The sequence below is a fragment of the Vibrio chagasii genome, from assembly GCF_002954585.1.
In the GTDB taxonomy this organism is placed as follows: domain Bacteria; phylum Pseudomonadota; class Gammaproteobacteria; order Enterobacterales; family Vibrionaceae; genus Vibrio; species Vibrio chagasii_A.
Window position 1 is genome coordinate 133,555 of sequence record NZ_MSCI01000001.1, and the last position, 16,666, is coordinate 150,220.

13 protein-coding genes are annotated in these 16,666 nt (G+C 43.5%); 8 read left to right on the forward strand and 5 right to left on the reverse strand.

Annotated features, from left to right (window positions below; all coding sequences use genetic code 11):
• The first annotated feature begins 34 nt into the window (after positions 1–34).
• Complete coding sequence (phnR, locus tag BTO10_RS00630; protein ID WP_004742413.1) at positions 35–739, forward strand: phosphonate utilization transcriptional regulator PhnR; 705 nt, start codon at positions 35–37, stop codon at positions 737–739.
• A 157-nt stretch (positions 740–896) separates the two neighbouring features.
• A complete protein-coding gene (locus BTO10_RS00635) occupies positions 897–1,799 on the forward strand; it encodes a multidrug transporter (RefSeq protein WP_105023188.1) in 903 nt (300 codons plus the stop codon).
• A gap of 139 nt (positions 1,800–1,938) precedes the next feature.
• On the opposite strand, the gene BTO10_RS00640 is transcribed toward BTO10_RS00635, so the two are convergent.
• The 3 genes from BTO10_RS00640 to BTO10_RS00650 all read right to left on the reverse strand — a co-directional run bounded on the left by BTO10_RS00640 (position 1,939) and on the right by BTO10_RS00650 (position 6,226).
• Positions 1,939–2,721, reverse strand: coding sequence for a siderophore-interacting protein (locus tag BTO10_RS00640; protein WP_105023189.1), 783 nt, complete (start codon positions 2,719–2,721; stop codon positions 1,939–1,941).
• A 199-nt stretch (positions 2,722–2,920) separates the two neighbouring features.
• Positions 2,921–4,399, reverse strand: coding sequence for a peptide MFS transporter (locus BTO10_RS00645; protein ID WP_105023190.1), 1,479 nt, complete (start codon positions 4,397–4,399; stop codon positions 2,921–2,923).
• A 456-nt stretch (positions 4,400–4,855) separates the two neighbouring features.
• The gene (locus BTO10_RS00650) at positions 4,856–6,226 is read right to left on the reverse strand and encodes an L-serine ammonia-lyase (RefSeq protein ID WP_105023191.1); all 1,371 of its coding nucleotides are present in this window, start codon (positions 6,224–6,226) and stop codon (positions 4,856–4,858) included.
• Between the two features lie 307 nt (positions 6,227–6,533).
• Here BTO10_RS00650 and BTO10_RS00655 point away from each other — a divergent pair, with 307 nt between their 5' ends.
• Positions 6,534–7,412, forward strand: coding sequence for a YdcF family protein (locus BTO10_RS00655; RefSeq protein WP_105023192.1), 879 nt, complete (start codon positions 6,534–6,536; stop codon positions 7,410–7,412).
• Positions 7,413–7,416: 4 nt separating this feature from the next.
• Here the strand turns inward: BTO10_RS00655 and BTO10_RS00660 are convergent, their stop codons facing one another.
• Both BTO10_RS00660 and BTO10_RS00665 read right to left on the reverse strand, forming a co-directional pair.
• Positions 7,417–8,094, reverse strand: coding sequence for a hypothetical protein (locus BTO10_RS00660; RefSeq protein ID WP_105023193.1), 678 nt, complete (start codon positions 8,092–8,094; stop codon positions 7,417–7,419).
• Positions 8,095–8,294: 200 nt separating this feature from the next.
• Positions 8,295–8,558, reverse strand: a complete 264-nt coding sequence (locus tag BTO10_RS00665) for a putative hemolysin (RefSeq protein WP_105023194.1) — start codon at positions 8,556–8,558, stop codon at positions 8,295–8,297.
• 367 nt (positions 8,559–8,925) lie between these two features.
• Here BTO10_RS00665 and BTO10_RS00670 point away from each other — a divergent pair, with 367 nt between their 5' ends.
• The 5 genes from BTO10_RS00670 to BTO10_RS00695 all read left to right on the forward strand — a co-directional run bounded on the left by BTO10_RS00670 (position 8,926) and on the right by BTO10_RS00695 (position 16,428).
• Positions 8,926–9,444: an NUDIX hydrolase gene (locus tag BTO10_RS00670; RefSeq protein ID WP_004742421.1), complete on the forward strand. Its 519-nt coding sequence runs from the start codon at positions 8,926–8,928 to the stop codon at positions 9,442–9,444.
• Positions 9,445–10,014: 570 nt separating this feature from the next.
• The gene (locus BTO10_RS00680) at positions 10,015–12,126 is read left to right on the forward strand and encodes an LruC domain-containing protein (RefSeq protein WP_105023195.1); all 2,112 of its coding nucleotides are present in this window, start codon (positions 10,015–10,017) and stop codon (positions 12,124–12,126) included.
• Positions 12,127–12,139: 13 nt separating this feature from the next.
• Positions 12,140–12,655 carry a hypothetical protein gene (locus tag BTO10_RS00685; RefSeq protein ID WP_004742424.1) on the forward strand — a complete coding sequence of 172 codons (516 nt, stop codon included), beginning with the start codon at positions 12,140–12,142 and terminating at the stop codon, positions 12,653–12,655.
• A gap of 231 nt (positions 12,656–12,886) precedes the next feature.
• Positions 12,887–14,650, forward strand: a complete 1,764-nt coding sequence (locus tag BTO10_RS00690; RefSeq protein ID WP_105023196.1) for an ABC transporter ATP-binding protein — start codon at positions 12,887–12,889, stop codon at positions 14,648–14,650.
• The gene (locus BTO10_RS00695; RefSeq protein ID WP_105023197.1) at positions 14,644–16,428 is read left to right on the forward strand and encodes an ABC transporter ATP-binding protein; all 1,785 of its coding nucleotides are present in this window, start codon (positions 14,644–14,646) and stop codon (positions 16,426–16,428) included. Before BTO10_RS00690 ends, BTO10_RS00695 begins: the two co-directional genes overlap by 7 nt.
• The last annotated feature ends 238 nt before the right edge of the window (positions 16,429–16,666 follow it).

Below are 16,666 nucleotides of genomic sequence, written 5' to 3' on the forward strand. Positions count from 1 at the left end.
GCTGACGACAAGAATAAGAATGAAAGGAAATTAAGTGCAGTACGTAAAAATCAAAGATGTCATCGTAGAGCAGATTGAGTCTGGGATGTTAACACCACGACAAAAGCTGCCCGCAGAACGTAAGCTTGCCGAGTCGTTTGATACGACCAGAGTGACGCTACGTGAAGCGTTATCTTTACTTGAAGCGGAAGGGCGCATTTATCGAGAAGACCGACGTGGTTGGTTTATCTCACCAGCGCCACTTCGCTACGATCCAACTCAAACGCTAAACTTCACCAACATGGCGTTGTCGCAGAATCGACAGCCGAAAACTGAGCTGATCGCAGCCAAAGGGATGTTAGCCACCAAGGAGGCGACTAAGCTTCTTGAACTACCTCCTTTCTCAGACGTTTATCGCGTAGATAGAGTTCGTTATCTTGAAGATAGGCCAGTTGTGTATGTGACAAACTATATCCGACCAGAGCTTTTTCCAAATTTGCTTGAACATGATTTATCGAAATCACTGACGGACATTTACCGTGAGCATTTTGGTGTGGTGTATCAGAAGATCCGTTATCGCGTGAGCACAACGTCGCTATTGGGCGAAACAGCACAAGCTCTGCGTGCGACTTCAGGTTCTCCGGCTATGGTGGTAGAGCGTATTAACTATAACCAAAACGGCGACTTGATTGATTGTGATATTGAGTATTGGCGCCATGACGCAATCAGTATTGAATCGATAGCCCAGCTTGAGCGCTAATCAAACCGATATAGTGTTGTTAACTAGCGGGTCTCTCCTAATTCTGTAGGGGCGTCCGGTTTCAATGATTTAAGGTCTCTCATTCAGAGACCTTTTTTATCACTTCAATTAAGCTGTTGCTTTTATTTAGTTATTTACCAATTTAATTAGGAAAGAAATGGAATTCTCTGCCATTGTTATCGTCATTATCTCCGCTTTACTACATGCGGGTTGGAATGTTCTCGGTAAGTCTAACCAAGGATCTGGTTCATCGTTTTTCCTGGCCTCTGGGTTTGCGGCTGCAGCGATATTGACTCCTTATCTTATCTGGTATGTCGATAATGTTGGGTTTTCAAATATCTCACTTCCATTTTGGCAATTGGTTTTACTCAGTGGGATCTGCCAAATCATTTATCTAATTGGTTTAGGTGCTGCTTATAAACAAGCAGATATTGGTGTTATTTATCCAATGGCTCGAGCATTGCCTGTCTTAATGGTTGGCTTGGGCACCGTATTGATTGGTTATGATCTTACTGTTAATCAATGGGTTGGATTTGCCTTGATTACGTTGGGTTGTTTGTTTGTCCCACTTAAACAATTCTCTGAACTAAGGCTCAAAGCCTATCTGAACCTTGGCGTGCTTTGGGCGCTTATCGCTGCTATCGGTACCACGGGCTACTCGATCATCGATAAAGAGGCGCTTCTGTTATTGGAGCCTTTAAGCACAACGGTTATTACCAACAAACACACGGCGATTTTCTATTTAGGCATCCAGTTTTGGGCAATAGTGATTCCGTTGAGCATTTGGTTACTGGTAACTAACCAAAGTGTCGAGTTTACGAATGCTTGGGTACTACGCAAGAAAGCCACTGTGGCAGGCATTATGATGGCGTCGACTTATGGTTTAGTTTTGTTTGCAATGACCATGACAGAGAACGTCAGCTTGGTCGTTGCTCTTAGACAAGTGAGTATCATCTTCGGCGTCGTGATGGGGATCTATTTTTTAAAGGAAAAGTGGCACATGACTCGCGGTATAGGCGTTGTTTTGATTCTCATCGGTCTAGTTACTTCGCTGATTTAGAAGGCACCTGCTAGGCTATCTTGCTTTGAGAGATAGTGAATGCTCTCTGGCATTATAAATTAAAAACGCCCTTAGCGATGGGGTGATCGTTAAGGGCGTTTTCGTATTTGGTCTTGAGACGAGCTATTTGGTGATAGGCCTAGTCCGCGAGTGCTTGAGCATCTTGCTGTTTGATAACCTTATGCCCATCTTCACTGACGCCACGTTTCCAGTAGCTGCTGATGTAGATGTTCTCTTTCGCGACTTCTTTTTCGTTTCTGAAGTACTGTCTGAGTTCACGCATGCTTTCAAATTCACACGCTGTCCATACTGAAACCTGACCATCTAGCCACGATAAGTTGCGGACCGCTTGTGACAGCGTTTCAGACGTTTGCTCTTCAATTAACCAAGTGATTTTGATGCCTTCAGGGGCTTCAAGTTCTTGCTTGTCTGCTGCTGAGTTGATCTGAATAACAGCGTGGCCTTTTGCGTTTTCTGGAAGTGTTTTTACTTTTGCTGAAAGCGCAGGGAGTGAGGTCATATCTGCCACTAAGAAGAACCAATCCGACTCAAGATTTAACCCCTGGATTAACCCCGGACCTGCTACTGAAATAGTATCGCCAACTTGTGCGCTCATTGCCCATCTCGCAGCAAAGCCACATTGTAGATCTTTAGTGATATGGCGAACGAAATCGACCTCGATGAACTTCTCTACAGGATTGTAGTGGCGAATGGTGTAGGTGCGCATGGTTGGACGCTCACCTTCATCTAATTGACTTAAGTCGGTGGTGCCAAGTGGCGAGAATAGAAGCTTGATGTAGCCGCCTACACATTCAGCTGGGTACTTACTTAATCCCTCACCGCTAAACGTAATACGCTGCATGTTTGGAGTAATGGTTGAGGTTTGAGTAACGGTTAATGTGATAGGACTAGGCTTGCTCATATAAGGCTCTCTTAGATTTTGATGCCCACATGATAATCTCGAACCAGAAAACACTCAATACTAATAATTATCATTTACTTTAATTTACACAAGGACGATTAAAGTAAAAGTGTTTGCTTATATCGCTAACTTTTATCAACAAAAAAGCCCTTTAGTAAACTAAAGGGCTTAATGAGTAGCTTGCTGAATAACAGCGTGATTAGCTGTTTGCTTCTTCTAGTTGAATGGTTTCATCAGCGGCTTTGGCTGCTTCAAGCATCTTACGAATAATGAAAGATGCAGCCATCGCGATACCTACCATTACTACCGCAAGAACAGTCAGCATTTGGAAGTAGTCGCCGTAAACCGTTTGAACGATCTCTTGTGTGATCTCTTGGCCTTTCTCTAGTGCAATTGACGTTGAGAATACCGCGCCAACGATGCCTGATAGTGCGATTGCTACAGAGAATAAGCTTACAGAAAAGTTCTCGATGTGCTTAGGTGCCACAGACAGGATGAATGCCACTACCATAGAACCCACAATTACTTCACCGAATGCTAGGAAGAAGTGGATTGCTAGGAATACTTCAGGGCGAATCAGAACGTCTTCACCAACGGTAGTCACTGCCATTGTCAGGATACCAAAAGCGATAGCCGTCAGGATGAAAGAGAAACCTACTTTCGTTGCTGTAGAGAAGTTGATGTTTTTCTTTTCTAGGCCAGAGAAGATACCAGCGATGATAGGACCCGCGACCATACACCATAGTGGGTTCATTGCCATTGACGCTTCTGGAGCAACAGGGATGAAGCCGAATAGGTCACCACGCATGGTGTTGATCGCTACCATTGTCATCGATGTCATCATTTGGCCGTAGTACACGAAGAAACATGTAGTCAGGAATGTGATGATTAAGATCGTGCCCATTTTTAGCATGTCTGATTTCTTCGACTTCACCATCAAAGAGACAAAGTAGATAATGGCTGCAGCACCGATCGCGTAAACGATGTTTTGGCCGATATCCATGTTAGAGAACATGAAAAATACTAAGCCGATCATTGCTGCTGATAAGCCAAGGAAAGCTGTCCAGTTTTTAGTGCTTACTGGCTGCTGGTCGATCTCAGCACTTGCTTCAACAAGGCCCTTACGTACAAACAACATCATCAGTAATGCTGCGCCTGCTAGAACAGCAGACAGAAGGAAGCCGCCGTGGAAGCCAACAACAAGCACTAGCATAGGGAATAAGTACTGACCTAACAGTGCACCAATATTGTTTACTGAGTAGTTGATAGGGTAGCAGTTTTCAAAATCTTCTTGTGTTTTGAACGTGCGTTTGTAGAGACTTGGGTAAGAAGGAGACATCAAACCACGTGCATAGCTTGCTAACGCAATACCACACAACGCCATAGGAACATTGGTTGCTGCTGCGCCTAGTACCAGTAAAACATAACCACTCACGAACCCAAGGAAGGCGATGGTCAAAGAGCGGTAAGCACCTAAGAATTTGTCGGCGATGAAACCACCTGCGATAGCAAACAGTGGCCCGATTGCAGAGAAAGCGCCAACTACCATCATGGTGTCAGCTTCGTTGTAGTTAAGGTCCTCAAGGAAGAAACGAGTCAAGATCACCATGACGCCATAGAACGATAGTCCAAACATCATTTGGCAGAACATCATTGATTTGTTTAATCTATTCCACATTATTTTATTCTCACATTAGTATTAATATGTAGTGTAATTGCCCAATTATAATACCATCCATAGTAATACATAAACTGAAACATCCATCCCAAACGGGACTTTGCTCGATATATCTTTTCTTATGAGTGCATTCATATTTCTCATGAATGAAATTTGCAACATTAGATTTTGCTAGTAGATGCATGTGTGTGTGAAATTTAGCTATGCTCATTTTTGGCTAAGTAATGAACAATTAAAGGGAAGGTAAGAGGGAGTCATTCGGTAAATATTTTTAAGTGCGTATCACTTGCAATTGGCAGCTGGGTTCTAGCCAATAAAAAAGCCAGCTTGACGGCTGGCTTTGTTTTGATATTGAAAGCTAAGTTTACAATAATGCAGTCTGAATGAAGGCTATTTTCCAACAATTTGCTTGAGTGCGTTTCAACTGTTGATGCATTTCATTTTACTGCATCTCATTTATTCACACGGCGGTGCCATATGGATGACCGCTAACCCACCTAAAGATGTTTCGCGGTACTTTTTGTTCATGTCTTTACCTGTTTGGTACATGGTCTCGATAACTTTGTCTAACGAGATAAGACATTTACTCGTACGTTTTAGTGCCATACGTGATGCGTTGATCGCCTTCATTGCGCCCATCGCATTACGCTCTATACATGGTACTTGAACTAGGCCGCCAATTGGATCACAGGTCATACCCAGTGAGTGCTCCATCGCGATCTCAGCAGCGATACAGATTTGCTCGTTACTACCACCACGAAGGGCCGTTAAGCCTGCAGCGGCCATTGAAGAAGATACACCGACTTCGCCTTGGCAACCTACCTCGGCACCCGAAATCGACGCATTGGTTTTATATAGAATACCGATGGCGCCAGATACCGCTAAGAAATCTTTGAGCTGCTTGGTATCAAGCTCTTTAATAAAGCGATGGTAGTACATTAAAACAGCAGGGATAACGCCAGCGGCACCATTGGTTGGTGATGTCACTACTTGGCCACCTGCAGCATTCTCTTCACTCACGGCAAAGGCAAATAGGTTAATCCAATCCATGATCTCCATTGGATCGTTCTCAATCGAGGCATTTGCTTCGAGCTTTTTCAAAAGAGCGGGTGCTCGACGTGTTACTTCAAGCCCACCATCTAGGATGCCTTCAGTATCAAAGCCACGCTGCATACACAGTGACATCACTTTCCAAATCTGGTCAGCTTTTTGGTCAATGGCTTCCATATCTTGGAAGGATACTTCGTTGCGCAGGATTAAGCCTCCAAGGCTCATTCCGTTTTTATCAGCCAGTTCAAGGAGTTGGTCAGCCGATGAGAAAGGAAACTCAACTTGGGTTTCAGACTCTTGTTTGCCGTTTTGCAGCTCGTCTGCCGTTGCGATGAAACCGCCACCAATGGAGTAGTAGGTCTCCATATCCAGAAGTTTACCGCTTGTATCAAACGCAGAGATCGTCATACCGTTTTCATGAAGCGGCAGGTTGGTTTTGTGGAACAGTAAGTCGCTTTCAACATCGAAGTGAATCTCATGATGACCGCTCACCACAAGAGACTTGTCTTCAATCGCTTTACGCATTGCTAGGTTAGCACTGGTTATTTTGATGGTATCTGGACGGTTGCCAAGCAGACCTAACAGGGTTGCACGGTCAGTGTGGTGGCCGATACCTGTTAATGATAGTGAGCCGTACAAGTCGATTTGAATACGGGTAACTTGGTCAAGTACAGATTCAATCTTTTGGGTAAAATTAAACCCTGCGATCATTGGTCCATTTGTGTGGGAGCTGGAAGGCCCAACCCCGATTTTATAGATATCAAAAATAGACAGCATAGTAACTTCCTGTGAAGACGGTTCGATGGACGAACTCTGTGTAAAGTTTGTATTTTGTTCGTTTCACTTATTTGTGTGAAAGCGTTCTCTGTTTAAAACTAACGTTAACCAACGTAGTCGTGAGAAACCCAAGAGCGTGCTATTTTGCTTTGAAGCTGCACTTTGATTCTCGAGTTACTTGTTATGTCGCTCCGCAATAGTGAGCATTATTGCGAGTAACTTATAAGAATTTCAAAATACTTTTGTTAACAAGTATTGTATACATAATTCACTCCATCTAATCCCCAAAACGAGACTTGAACATAAAATGAGCATTAATAACCTCCTTATTGTGCTGGGTAAACGGCTTAATGAGAATGAATTGACTGAGGAAGGAATCAGTCGAGTTGATGCTTTGGTGAAGTACCTAGTGGGGTCTTTGAACCTAGAGTCTCACTCGTCCACAGCGGTCGCTTTTTGTGGTGGGGTAACCAAAGGGCAGAGCATTTCGGAAGCCTATGCGATGCATCGATATTTTCGACAGCTTGAAAGCCTTCGTGAAGTCCCGTTTAGTCTGGGGGCGATTTTACTGGAGCAGCATTCCATCAATACTGTAGAAAACATCCAAAATTTAGCTGCTGAGATGATAAAAAGCGGGCTGTTTACTCGCGGGCAAAGTGTAAAGGTAACGTTTGTGTCGAACGACTATCACTTGCAACGCATCTTCGAAATTCAACAACTGATGGACGAGAAAGGGCTACTAAAAGTTCTCGTTGAGAAATGCTTAGCGCTTGGTGTTGAGCTGCAGATAGACCGAAAGTTGGATGCTCATGTTGCAGTTCCATATCCACACCAAACGGCTCAAGGTCAGCTGTTTTTATTGATGGACGCGCTTACAACGTACCGAGTGTATCTCGAAGGAGTATGTGTAGGGGCGTTTAAGCGAGATTTGAAGATGGTGAGGGCGGAGCCAGAAAGGCTTTCTTTGGAGGCCTTGGCGAAAGCAAAAGTCTCGGTAGGAAGTTCACCTCAGTTTAGTATTGTGGAAAGTCTGCTGCCTGTATTGGAAGGCTGTATTCGAGGCACTCCAGTATGTACGGATATAAAAAAAGCCAGGGAGTACCTAGCGTTACTGGATACCACCCTAACTTTTCTGAATCGATTGTTAGATCCTGAATCGGATCATACGCATCGCTGGTGGCGATAAATCGTTATTTTTTTCTGGTGATGCCTAGAACTGTTTTTAGGCTAGCAAACGCAATTAAGCAGTAGGCAAGTAGTTCTGTGCCTTCTTCTGCAATGTTTTTAACTGCGCGAACGTAATCATCGCCCATCACATTGTGCCAAAAGCTACCCATACCGAATAGGCGAGAGAATACTAGTAGTAGCATTACGCCTGTCACTAATAGGTTCATGTGTGGAGAAGCCAAAATTAGGGCAAGTTGATCGATAGTACGCTTACCGTTTTTTACTGCATAAAAAATAGCGCTGCCAGCAACTAGCGCAGCAGGAAAAACCCAGGCGCCGTGTGCGATCTTATCAAACCAAAAATCCATTTCACGGATGAACAATACAGCGAAGAAAGCGCTAATGAGAACCGCAGCGTTTTTCACTTCATTTCTCTTTCTCGCTAGGTAAACAAAAGAACCTGAACTAACGATAAGTAGCAGCTGCTGTAACATTTCTGTAACTGAGATCTCACCAACATTTCCGTTCAATAATACGAAATCAATTCTGAGCACTGAGTTAGCAATAATACCAATCGCAAGAACGAATAAAGCGGTTTGACAGCGCTTGTAAATCACTTGAGAGGTTGATTGAGAAACGTTGAACTCAGTGGATTCATAAGACATGTGAATTTGCTTTTCCGTTTTCGAATGATTTTTCATTTCAATTCAACTTGTAAATGTTTGTAACAGGTCGATATTTTATTTACTTATATATCGGCAGTGTCAGAGAAATGTCAGAAATAAAACAGTGTGCAATTGGTGTGTGTATACGGTAAACCGCTGCCAATTGGCAGTCGGTTTACGTAATTGATTGAATATAAAAAAAAGAGGGAGGGATTGGTGGGTATCAGAGTGGAGCGTTATTCACTTTTAGCTTCTGACTCTTGTTCATTATTATTTCGGTAATACTCCCATTGCTCAACACGTTCACCGTCATCAAAGACACAATAAGTGGTGCGTTGATTGTTTTCAGTAACCGTGTCTAATTCGCCATCCTGTTGAACACAATAAACGGCCGCTGGATTGGCGACTGAAACACGTTGGCCTTCGCTATACTCAGCATAGTCGTTTGCACAACCACCTAATACAACGACAAATACAGCCATCAAACCAATTTTCTTCATGTTTATCTCCTACGCGATAACTCTATAGTTGAATACAACAAGTTCTACAGAACCCAATTAGAAGCTCTATCAAATGAGTATATTTTAGATTTCAGAAAAGGTTGTTCTAATTTGGTCAAGATATTGAAATAGTTTGATATTTCGCCATGTTTAGCTGCTTTTTGAGGGCTAGATCAAGCTAAGCTGGCCGGGTTATAGAAGGGTATTAATTGTTGAGTGGAGGCTTTTCAGAGGCTATGTGATGTTTTCTTGCTTGCCGGCTATGGGGTACAAAGTTAGAAGGTGTGTTGATGTGAACCGCTATGAACCTCGAATCTATGATTGATTATGATATGATGCCGCCAAATTCAGTTGAGCAGTTAGAGCCATGAGACATCTAAAAACCACCATTCACCCAGATATCGACCACCTAGATAACAAAACAGTTTACAAGCGTAATGCCGCCAGAGCGATTGTCTTAGATGGTGAAGATATTCTGATGCTGTATACCGAGCGTTATCACGATTACACCATTCCTGGTGGTGGCCTTGATGAAGGCGAAGACGTGATTGCGGGCATGGTCCGAGAGCTTGAAGAAGAGACGGGTGCAAAGAACATTCATGGCATTAAGCCGTTTGGTATTTTTGAAGAGTTTCGTCCTTGGTATAAAGATGATGCAGATATCATGCATATGATCTCCTACTGCTATTCGTGCAAGATCGATCGTGAACTTGGTGAGACAGCTTACGAAGATTACGAAGTTAAAAACGGAATGAAGCCTGTGTGGATGAACATCCATGAAGCGATTGCTCATAATGAAAAGACGATGGCCGAAAGCCCTAAAAAGGGTATGAGCATTGAGCGCGAGACGTTTTTGTTGCATTTGATCGCGAAAGAAATGCTGTAGCCTCACCAAACCTTATATTGCAGTCATTGCACGGAATTAAGTGTTCAGCTGTAACTAAAGCGCAACCGATAATGATCTTTGAACTGTTTAACTCACCTCGCATTTAAACAGTTCATTGTTAGTGCTCACTGTCATCCAGCTTGGTTTACAGCCAACAGCCATTATTTCTTAAGCTTCACGCAGCTCCCTGCTGTTTGAGCGACATGTTTATTTGCTTGGAGTCTACTTCTCACACCCCTTTCAATGACAAGTTGTCAAGTTGATTCATTCCCTCGTCAAATTGATTCCTATTTTGAATAAAGTATTTATTTATTCTTGATCTTAATAAGTCTGTAGAAAAATAAAGACCCACTTTCAATGTCTTAGGTTTATTTTTTAAGTATTCAAAAACTTGGCTCTTCTCTTGCTTCATTATCTATGCAACTCGTTTTGTCGGCGCCAAAATAAAAAAGTAGACATCCTTTGTCTCGTAGCATCAGATTTTAGGGACACATTTATTTAGCTTTGCCGTTCAGAGTTTACGTACTTTTCAAGGAAATCGCCTAAGCGAAGAAGAAGTCGAGGTTAACTATGAAATACAAGCAAATTATTTATCTCATCGGAGCAATAGTTAGTGTCCCGGTCCACGCAACCATAGTGGACTTGGATTTTTCAAATCACATAGAATCAACAAACGGCAGTAGCAGTTGGGCAGGGCCGACCTACGACGGCGCCTCCATGCATTTCCTTAATGTCGGTACACACAATGGAAAGACCATTGATGCTAAGGTATCCAGTAGCGTATTTGGTGATGCGACATTTTTGTTTCATGCACCTAATTATAAAGTCGGCGCAACGCAACCGTCAGGCGATATTGGTTTCCTCTATCAAACTAACTCAGCCGGTTCTGCAGGTTTGATTTATACTTTTGAGTTCTTTGACGGAACAGATGGTCTATCAGGTACTTTCTCGGTCCCTTACACCATTCCTGAGTTTGAAATGATCGGTTATGACATTGATGGTGAGCCCGTTCAGTCAGAGCAAGTTCGTGTATTTAAGAGCGAAGGTTTTTACAGCTATCAGCTAGGGAGCGCGAGTGCCAGTTTGACTGCTGAAGAGAGTGCTGATGGCAATTCAGTTCTCTTCACCGGACCAGGTACTAATTATTCTGAAACTGATACGTCAGGTGCGGTTAAATTTACCTACAAAAATACCTCTATAGTTACCCTCCAGTTTGAAACTGTTACTACCAGTGGTAGTGGTTTCCCTAATCCAATCTTTTCAGCGTTTGATGGTAACTGGGATTTAAGTGGTTTTACTAATCCGATAGAGAGTTCCAATGAGTCTGATTTCGGCGATGCGCCGGATACCTATGGAACATTACAAGCAAGCAACGGTGCGGAGCATGCTGTTTCTTCAACGCTCTATCTCGGGGCTAATATCGATGCTGATTCTGACGGACAACCGGGCGCCTTATCAAACGGTGATGACTTGGATGTTGACGGGAATGATGACGACGGTATTACGCTACTAACTAACTTAGAAATTGGGTTGGATAGTCTCATTAACGTTAACGTTGTAGGTAATGGTTACCTACAAGCTTGGGCTGACTGGGACTTGAGTGGTACTTTCGATGGTGATGAACAAATCTTGAAAAACCATTCGGTTGTTGAAGGGGGCCAAGTGGTTCCAATTCGAGTGGCTGATGATGCGAGTGTGGGGACTGTACAAACACGTTTCCGTCTAGCGAGCAGCCCTAACATTCCAAGTGATGGTTACGTTGGTGACGGGGAAGTCGAGGATTACGTGTTCAACGTGACTGATCCGGGAACCACAATTCAACACTCTAACTACTACACTGCAGCGTTCGAAGATAACTGGCCTGAAGTTGGTGACTTCGATTTAAACGATGTTGTTGTTTATTACCGAACCACCATTCTGAGTAAAGACGATGCTGTATTGCGTATGGATATCAGCGGTAGCATCATGGCCTACGGTGCCTCTTACGGTAATGGCTTAGGTTGGAAATTGAGTGGCTTTGATGAGTCGGATGTCGACTTACAGACCGCCAGAGTGCAGAAAAACGGCGCAACTCGTGTGAATATCTCACCGTTTACGGGCGAAGATAAATCGGTTGCATCGCCAGGAGGTGACCTTGTTGTTGTCGCTTCGTTGAACTTAAAAAATGATATCCCGATCAACGATGAGTGTATGTTCCACCGTACCAACCCATCTTGTAATCCGTCTCTTGAGTCTGACCAAATGACGTTCAGCATCTCACTACCGTTTAACGACGACGATCAACCAACGGTGAGTTCACTTCTGCCATTGAGTGGTTTCGACCCATTCATCTTCGGTCCGGGTGAAGGGTATTACCATGGCTCTAGCTTTACTGGCTCTCCGGGTAAAGATCTTGAGATTCACACTGCAGATCTTCCACCAACGTCACGTGGTACGTTAGTCAGTGACTTTTACGGTGTGGCACAAGATGATTCAGATCCAAGTAGTGGAAAATACTACAGAACTACGCAAAACATGCCTTGGGGTATTTTGATTTCATCTCCTTGGAATCATCCATCCGAGTACATTGATATCAGTGAAGCGTTCCCAGACTTTGCAGAATGGGCGACCTCTGGCGGTTCTTCTAAACCGACTTGGTATCTAAACCCTAACTCAGACAAAACTTGGTCTACCGAAGATTAATCAAGGAGGATTTATGAAATTATCAAAACTAATGCTAAGTAGTGTGACTCTTGTCTTCCTTGCAGCGTGTGGCGGCGGAGGCGGTGGTGGTGGCTCTACTACATCAGCTCCAAGCTCTGTACCACCAGCGGATGACTCTTCATCAAGCAACACGTCATCTGCTGGCAATAACACAGTGACGTCTAGTGTCGCGCCTGCGGCACAAGTGTTGAAATCGGTCGAGCTATCCATACCTGAAGGCTTTGATTTCTCAACTGAGAGGGAAGTGGTAGTAACGGTTGATGTGGCGAGTTCGCAAAGCTCCAGAGGCTTCATGAGTTTATACACAGAGTTTGAAGGTGAAGTAGTCGACTACACATCTCAGGTGCTAAGAATGCCAATCAATGAAGACACTGACTTTTCAACGACGTTACTAATGCCAAACCATGTTGATAAAGTTTGGGTAGAAGTTTGGTACCCATCAGCATTGGGCAGTGAAGTGAAGAGCTCGTTTAATATTGAAAATGATAAAGTTGATGTGCTTCTTTAAAGTCAATACTGGATTGGAGCCTTAGCTTTTAATTATTACTTCTAATACCTTTGCCGCCATATTTGGCGGCAAAGTTTTTTCTACAATACGAAAAATGAATAGCGATGACGAATTATTGAATATGGTTGATATTGTCAACTAAGTCTTTTTGATGTATCTTTGCTATATCGTGAAGTGCTTTCTAAGCCAAATCACCAAACTGCTATATGCCTGCCCTCAATAAAGAATGCTATGAATAAAAGACAGTTTATTGCTCATTACTTGCGCATGAATCGCACCTCTTATTTACTTGCGGTTGTGTTCATTTTTCTCGTTAACTGGTTACAAGTAGAAATTCCCCGTTATATCCAACTGGCAATAGACTTAATTGATGACGCCTCCTCAAGTGGTCATCAACAGCTACAGACTTATGTGTGGATTGTGGTTGGTATGTCGGTTGCAATGGTCGTCGTTAGGATTCTGTCTCGCATTTATGCGCTCAATCCTGGGCGAATCACAGAAGCTTCACTCAAAACCACGCTTCTACAAAAGCTCAACCGCTTGCCAAATAGCTTTCACGAGCGCTTTGCTTCTGGACGTTTAATCTCAATCATCAACAATGACCTAAGTGGTATTCGTTTGATGTTTGGTGTTGGTTTTCTGCAATTCTTTAATGCGTTGCTCGCGCTATCGCTAACGCCGCTATACATGTGGCGCATATCGCCAGAACTAACCCTGTATTCGATCATTCCGATTTCAATCGCTTTCGTGATTTTCCGAGTTGGCTTTAAGCGTATGAAAACGCTCCATCTAGAGCATATGAAGCGACTGCAAAACTTGTCTGCACAGCTGATGAGCTATTTGTCTGGGATTGACCTGATTAAAAGTCAGCAGATGTCACCTTGGGTAAGAGCTGAAACTGAGAAACTGAATCAGTTGTTGCTTGAATGCCGCCTTAAAATCACGCGTATCCAAGTCTTCTTTATGCCAGTTCTCGATTACGCCAATGACCTGATGAAAATCATTATTCTAGGTTTAGGTGGCTTTATGTTGATGAAACAGGAACTGACTCTAGGTGAGATCACAGCATTCTTAACTTATTCAGTCTTGCTTGCCATGCCGCTGATGCAATTAGGACGAATCGCGACGATTTATCAGCGCGGTATGGTCGGTATTCAAAGCGCACAAACGATTCTAAATGCCAAAATTCCAGAGCTTGATGAGCAGAAGCTTTCGGAGCTCGATGTGGAATCTCTTAAAGGTAAAACGTTCTCCGTGCGTAACCTTAGCTTTAGCTACCCGGGTGAGGAACGTCTGATTCTCGATGACATCAGCTTTGATATTCCGGCAGGTAAGAAAGTCGGTGTGTTAGGTGGAATCGGTGCGGGCAAAACGACGTTGGTAAACTGTTTGAACCATCACTTAGACACTCCACAAGGGTCAGTACTGCTTGGCGAGAGAGATATCACAAGCTTCTCGCGTAGTGATTTGCGTCGTTACGTCAAAACCGTTACCCAAGATCCATATCTGTTCTCAGCTACTGTTGAAGCGAATATTCGTTTTGGTAGCGTCGATACCGAGCTAGCAAAAAGCCAGGTTGATGAAGTGTTAGAGCTTAGCCAACTAGCCGGTGATGTGACACGCTTTGAGCACGGTGACCAAACCTTAGTCGGTGAGAAGGGTATTATGCTGTCAGGAGGGCAGAAACAGCGCCTCAGCATTGCTCGTGCTCTACTACAACCAACCGATCTCATCATTATGGATAACGTCCTGTCTGCCGTTGACTACGAGACAGAGAGAAAAATCTTAGAAGGCCTATTTAAGCGATTGGAAAACCAGTCGGTTCTTGTCGTCTCACATCGTGTTAATGCACTGGAATATATGGATGAAGTTATCGTGTTGAATGAAGGAAAAGTGATTGCTAAGGGAGACCATAAAACCTTACTGAAAACTTGCGATTACTACTACGAGACATGGTTACTACAGCAAAATGAAACGGAGGCAGCAGCATGTTAAAAGGTGTTGACCTCAAGTATCTCAAGCATTTCTTTAAGTTTGCCAAGAAATACAAAGGCTCTGCGATTTTGGGCATAGCGATGCTTCCGCTTTCTGTCATCACGAGCTTATTGTTCCCTTGGTTGATCATCCAAGTGATCGACGTTCAGCTGAGCCATGGGGATATGGACGGGCTGTTAGAGTACGTTTTCTACTTGGTAGCCGTGCTAATCGCCAGTTATGTCGTGGACACCACTTACGCGTATAATCTGCGCAAAACGGGTCAATACACGATCACTGACATGCGTTCAGTGTTGTTTTCTCGTGTTTTGAAATTACCACGCAGCTATTTTGATAACACTCCGATTGGCGTCACGCTCTCGCGTCTAACCAGTGATTTAGAAACCATCGGCGAGACTTTTGTCCAGTCGGTTGTCGGTTTGGTAAAAGACAGCATTAACACCATTGCGCTACTGGTCATGATGTTCTTAATTGATTGGAAGCTGACACTGATTGTATTGATCATCATGCCACCGGTGATGTATCTGACTGTGCACGTTCGAAATCGACTTCGTGCTCTATATAAGATTACTCGCTTGTCCTTGGCTCAAGGCATTGGCTTCTTGCAAGAAGTTTTGTTTGGCATGAAAACCGTTCAGATGTACCGAGCAGAAGAGCAAGTAGAACAACGTTACCAGGGATATACTGACGAGTTTCTTAGAGCGCAGAAAAAGATCAATAAATACGATGCGATTTTGTTCTCGTTCATTTCTGGTATCACGTCCATCACCATTGCGGTAATGATTTGGTATGGCTCAGAACAAGTGATTGAGGGTGCCCTGACTTTAGGTGTGTTAATTGCCTTCATTAATACCTTAGAAAAAGTGTTTGTGCCGATCCGCGACTTTACTTCGCAAATTGCTTCTATTCAGAGCTCATTTGCAGCATTCGATCATATCGAAGAGTTGTTTGTTGAACCGACCGAAGAAGAAGGGCGTAACTTACTGCCATCAGAGAAGGTTTCTGAACAATTAAAGCAGTTTGAAAGCCTTGAGTTTAAGAACGTTAGTTTTCGTTATAAAGATGATTCTCCCTATGTGCTCAAGAACGTCTCTTTTGTCTTGGAAAAAGGACACCAAATTGCACTGGTGGGCTCTACAGGGTCTGGCAAGTCAACGATACTGCGTTTGATTTCTAAAACTTACCAAGATTACGAAGGCAGCATATTGCTAAACGGCATTGAGCTTTCTCAAATTTCTAGTGAAGACTCGGCACACCTGTCCTCGATGATGATGCAAGATGTGCATTTATTTGAAGAGACGATTGCGTTCAATATAGCACTAGGTAAAGAGCATCTATCAATTGCCGAGATTGAGCAGGCGGCGCGTTATGTTTATGCCGATAAGTTTATTGAACAGCTGCCTCAAGGGTATGACTTCCAACTAGATAAGAGTGGAGCGAACCTATCGGTAGGGCAGACGCAGCTGATTTCGTTTGCAAGAGCGGTTGCTCAAGGTGGACAACTTATGATGTTGGATGAGGCAACCAGCTCGGTAGATTCGATTACTGAGGATCTCATTCAAAAAGCGATGCAGCGTCTGTTTAAAGAGAAAACCGTGATTGCAATTGCTCACCGCCTGAGCACGGTACGTCACTCAGACACCATACTCGTGTTGGAAAAAGGTGAGATCGTTGAAAAGGGTAATCACCAGCAGTTAGTGGCGCACAACGGTATTTACGCCGGCTTATTGAAAGAGTCGATAGTGGAAACCAATGAGCCAAAGGCAGCTGAAGCCTAGGCTCGAATACAATCGATTTATTTGTTGCCAGCGTTCCAATAAGCCCCAGTCATCGCACTGGGGCTTATTGTTTTGAGTTGAGCATAACTTTTGTTTATAGCCGATATAACTCGCCTCACACCAAAGGTTGATGTGAGTGATATAGATTCTGTATAGGTAACAAACGATAATATTAGGATACGCTTTCATTCTCAGTAAAGGACTATCGAGATGTGAGGAATAACATCACTCTTTAGTT

Excerpts from the sequence above, each read along its gene's own strand:
- BTO10_RS00685 (WP_004742424.1), top strand. The coding sequence starts at position 12,140 with ATGAAATTATCAAAACTAATGCTAAGTAGTGTGACTCTTGTCTTCCTT.
- BTO10_RS00645 (WP_105023190.1), bottom strand. The coding sequence starts at position 4,399 with ATGTGGAATAGATTAAACAAATCAATGATGTTCTGCCAAATGATGTTT.
- BTO10_RS00635 (WP_105023188.1), top strand. The coding sequence starts at position 897 with ATGGAATTCTCTGCCATTGTTATCGTCATTATCTCCGCTTTACTACAT.
- BTO10_RS00660 (WP_105023193.1), bottom strand. The coding sequence starts at position 8,094 with ATGAAAAATCATTCGAAAACGGAAAAGCAAATTCACATGTCTTATGAA.
- BTO10_RS00655 (WP_105023192.1), top strand. The coding sequence starts at position 6,534 with ATGAGCATTAATAACCTCCTTATTGTGCTGGGTAAACGGCTTAATGAG.
- BTO10_RS00680 (WP_105023195.1), top strand. The coding sequence starts at position 10,015 with ATGAAATACAAGCAAATTATTTATCTCATCGGAGCAATAGTTAGTGTC.
- BTO10_RS00640 (WP_105023189.1), bottom strand. The coding sequence starts at position 2,721 with ATGAGCAAGCCTAGTCCTATCACATTAACCGTTACTCAAACCTCAACC.
- BTO10_RS00690 (WP_105023196.1), top strand. The coding sequence starts at position 12,887 with ATGAATAAAAGACAGTTTATTGCTCATTACTTGCGCATGAATCGCACC.
- BTO10_RS00650 (WP_105023191.1), bottom strand. The coding sequence starts at position 6,226 with ATGCTGTCTATTTTTGATATCTATAAAATCGGGGTTGGGCCTTCCAGC.
- BTO10_RS00665 (WP_105023194.1), bottom strand. The coding sequence starts at position 8,558 with ATGAAGAAAATTGGTTTGATGGCTGTATTTGTCGTTGTATTAGGTGGT.
- BTO10_RS00695 (WP_105023197.1), top strand. The coding sequence starts at position 14,644 with ATGTTAAAAGGTGTTGACCTCAAGTATCTCAAGCATTTCTTTAAGTTT.
- BTO10_RS00670 (WP_004742421.1), top strand. The coding sequence starts at position 8,926 with ATGAGACATCTAAAAACCACCATTCACCCAGATATCGACCACCTAGAT.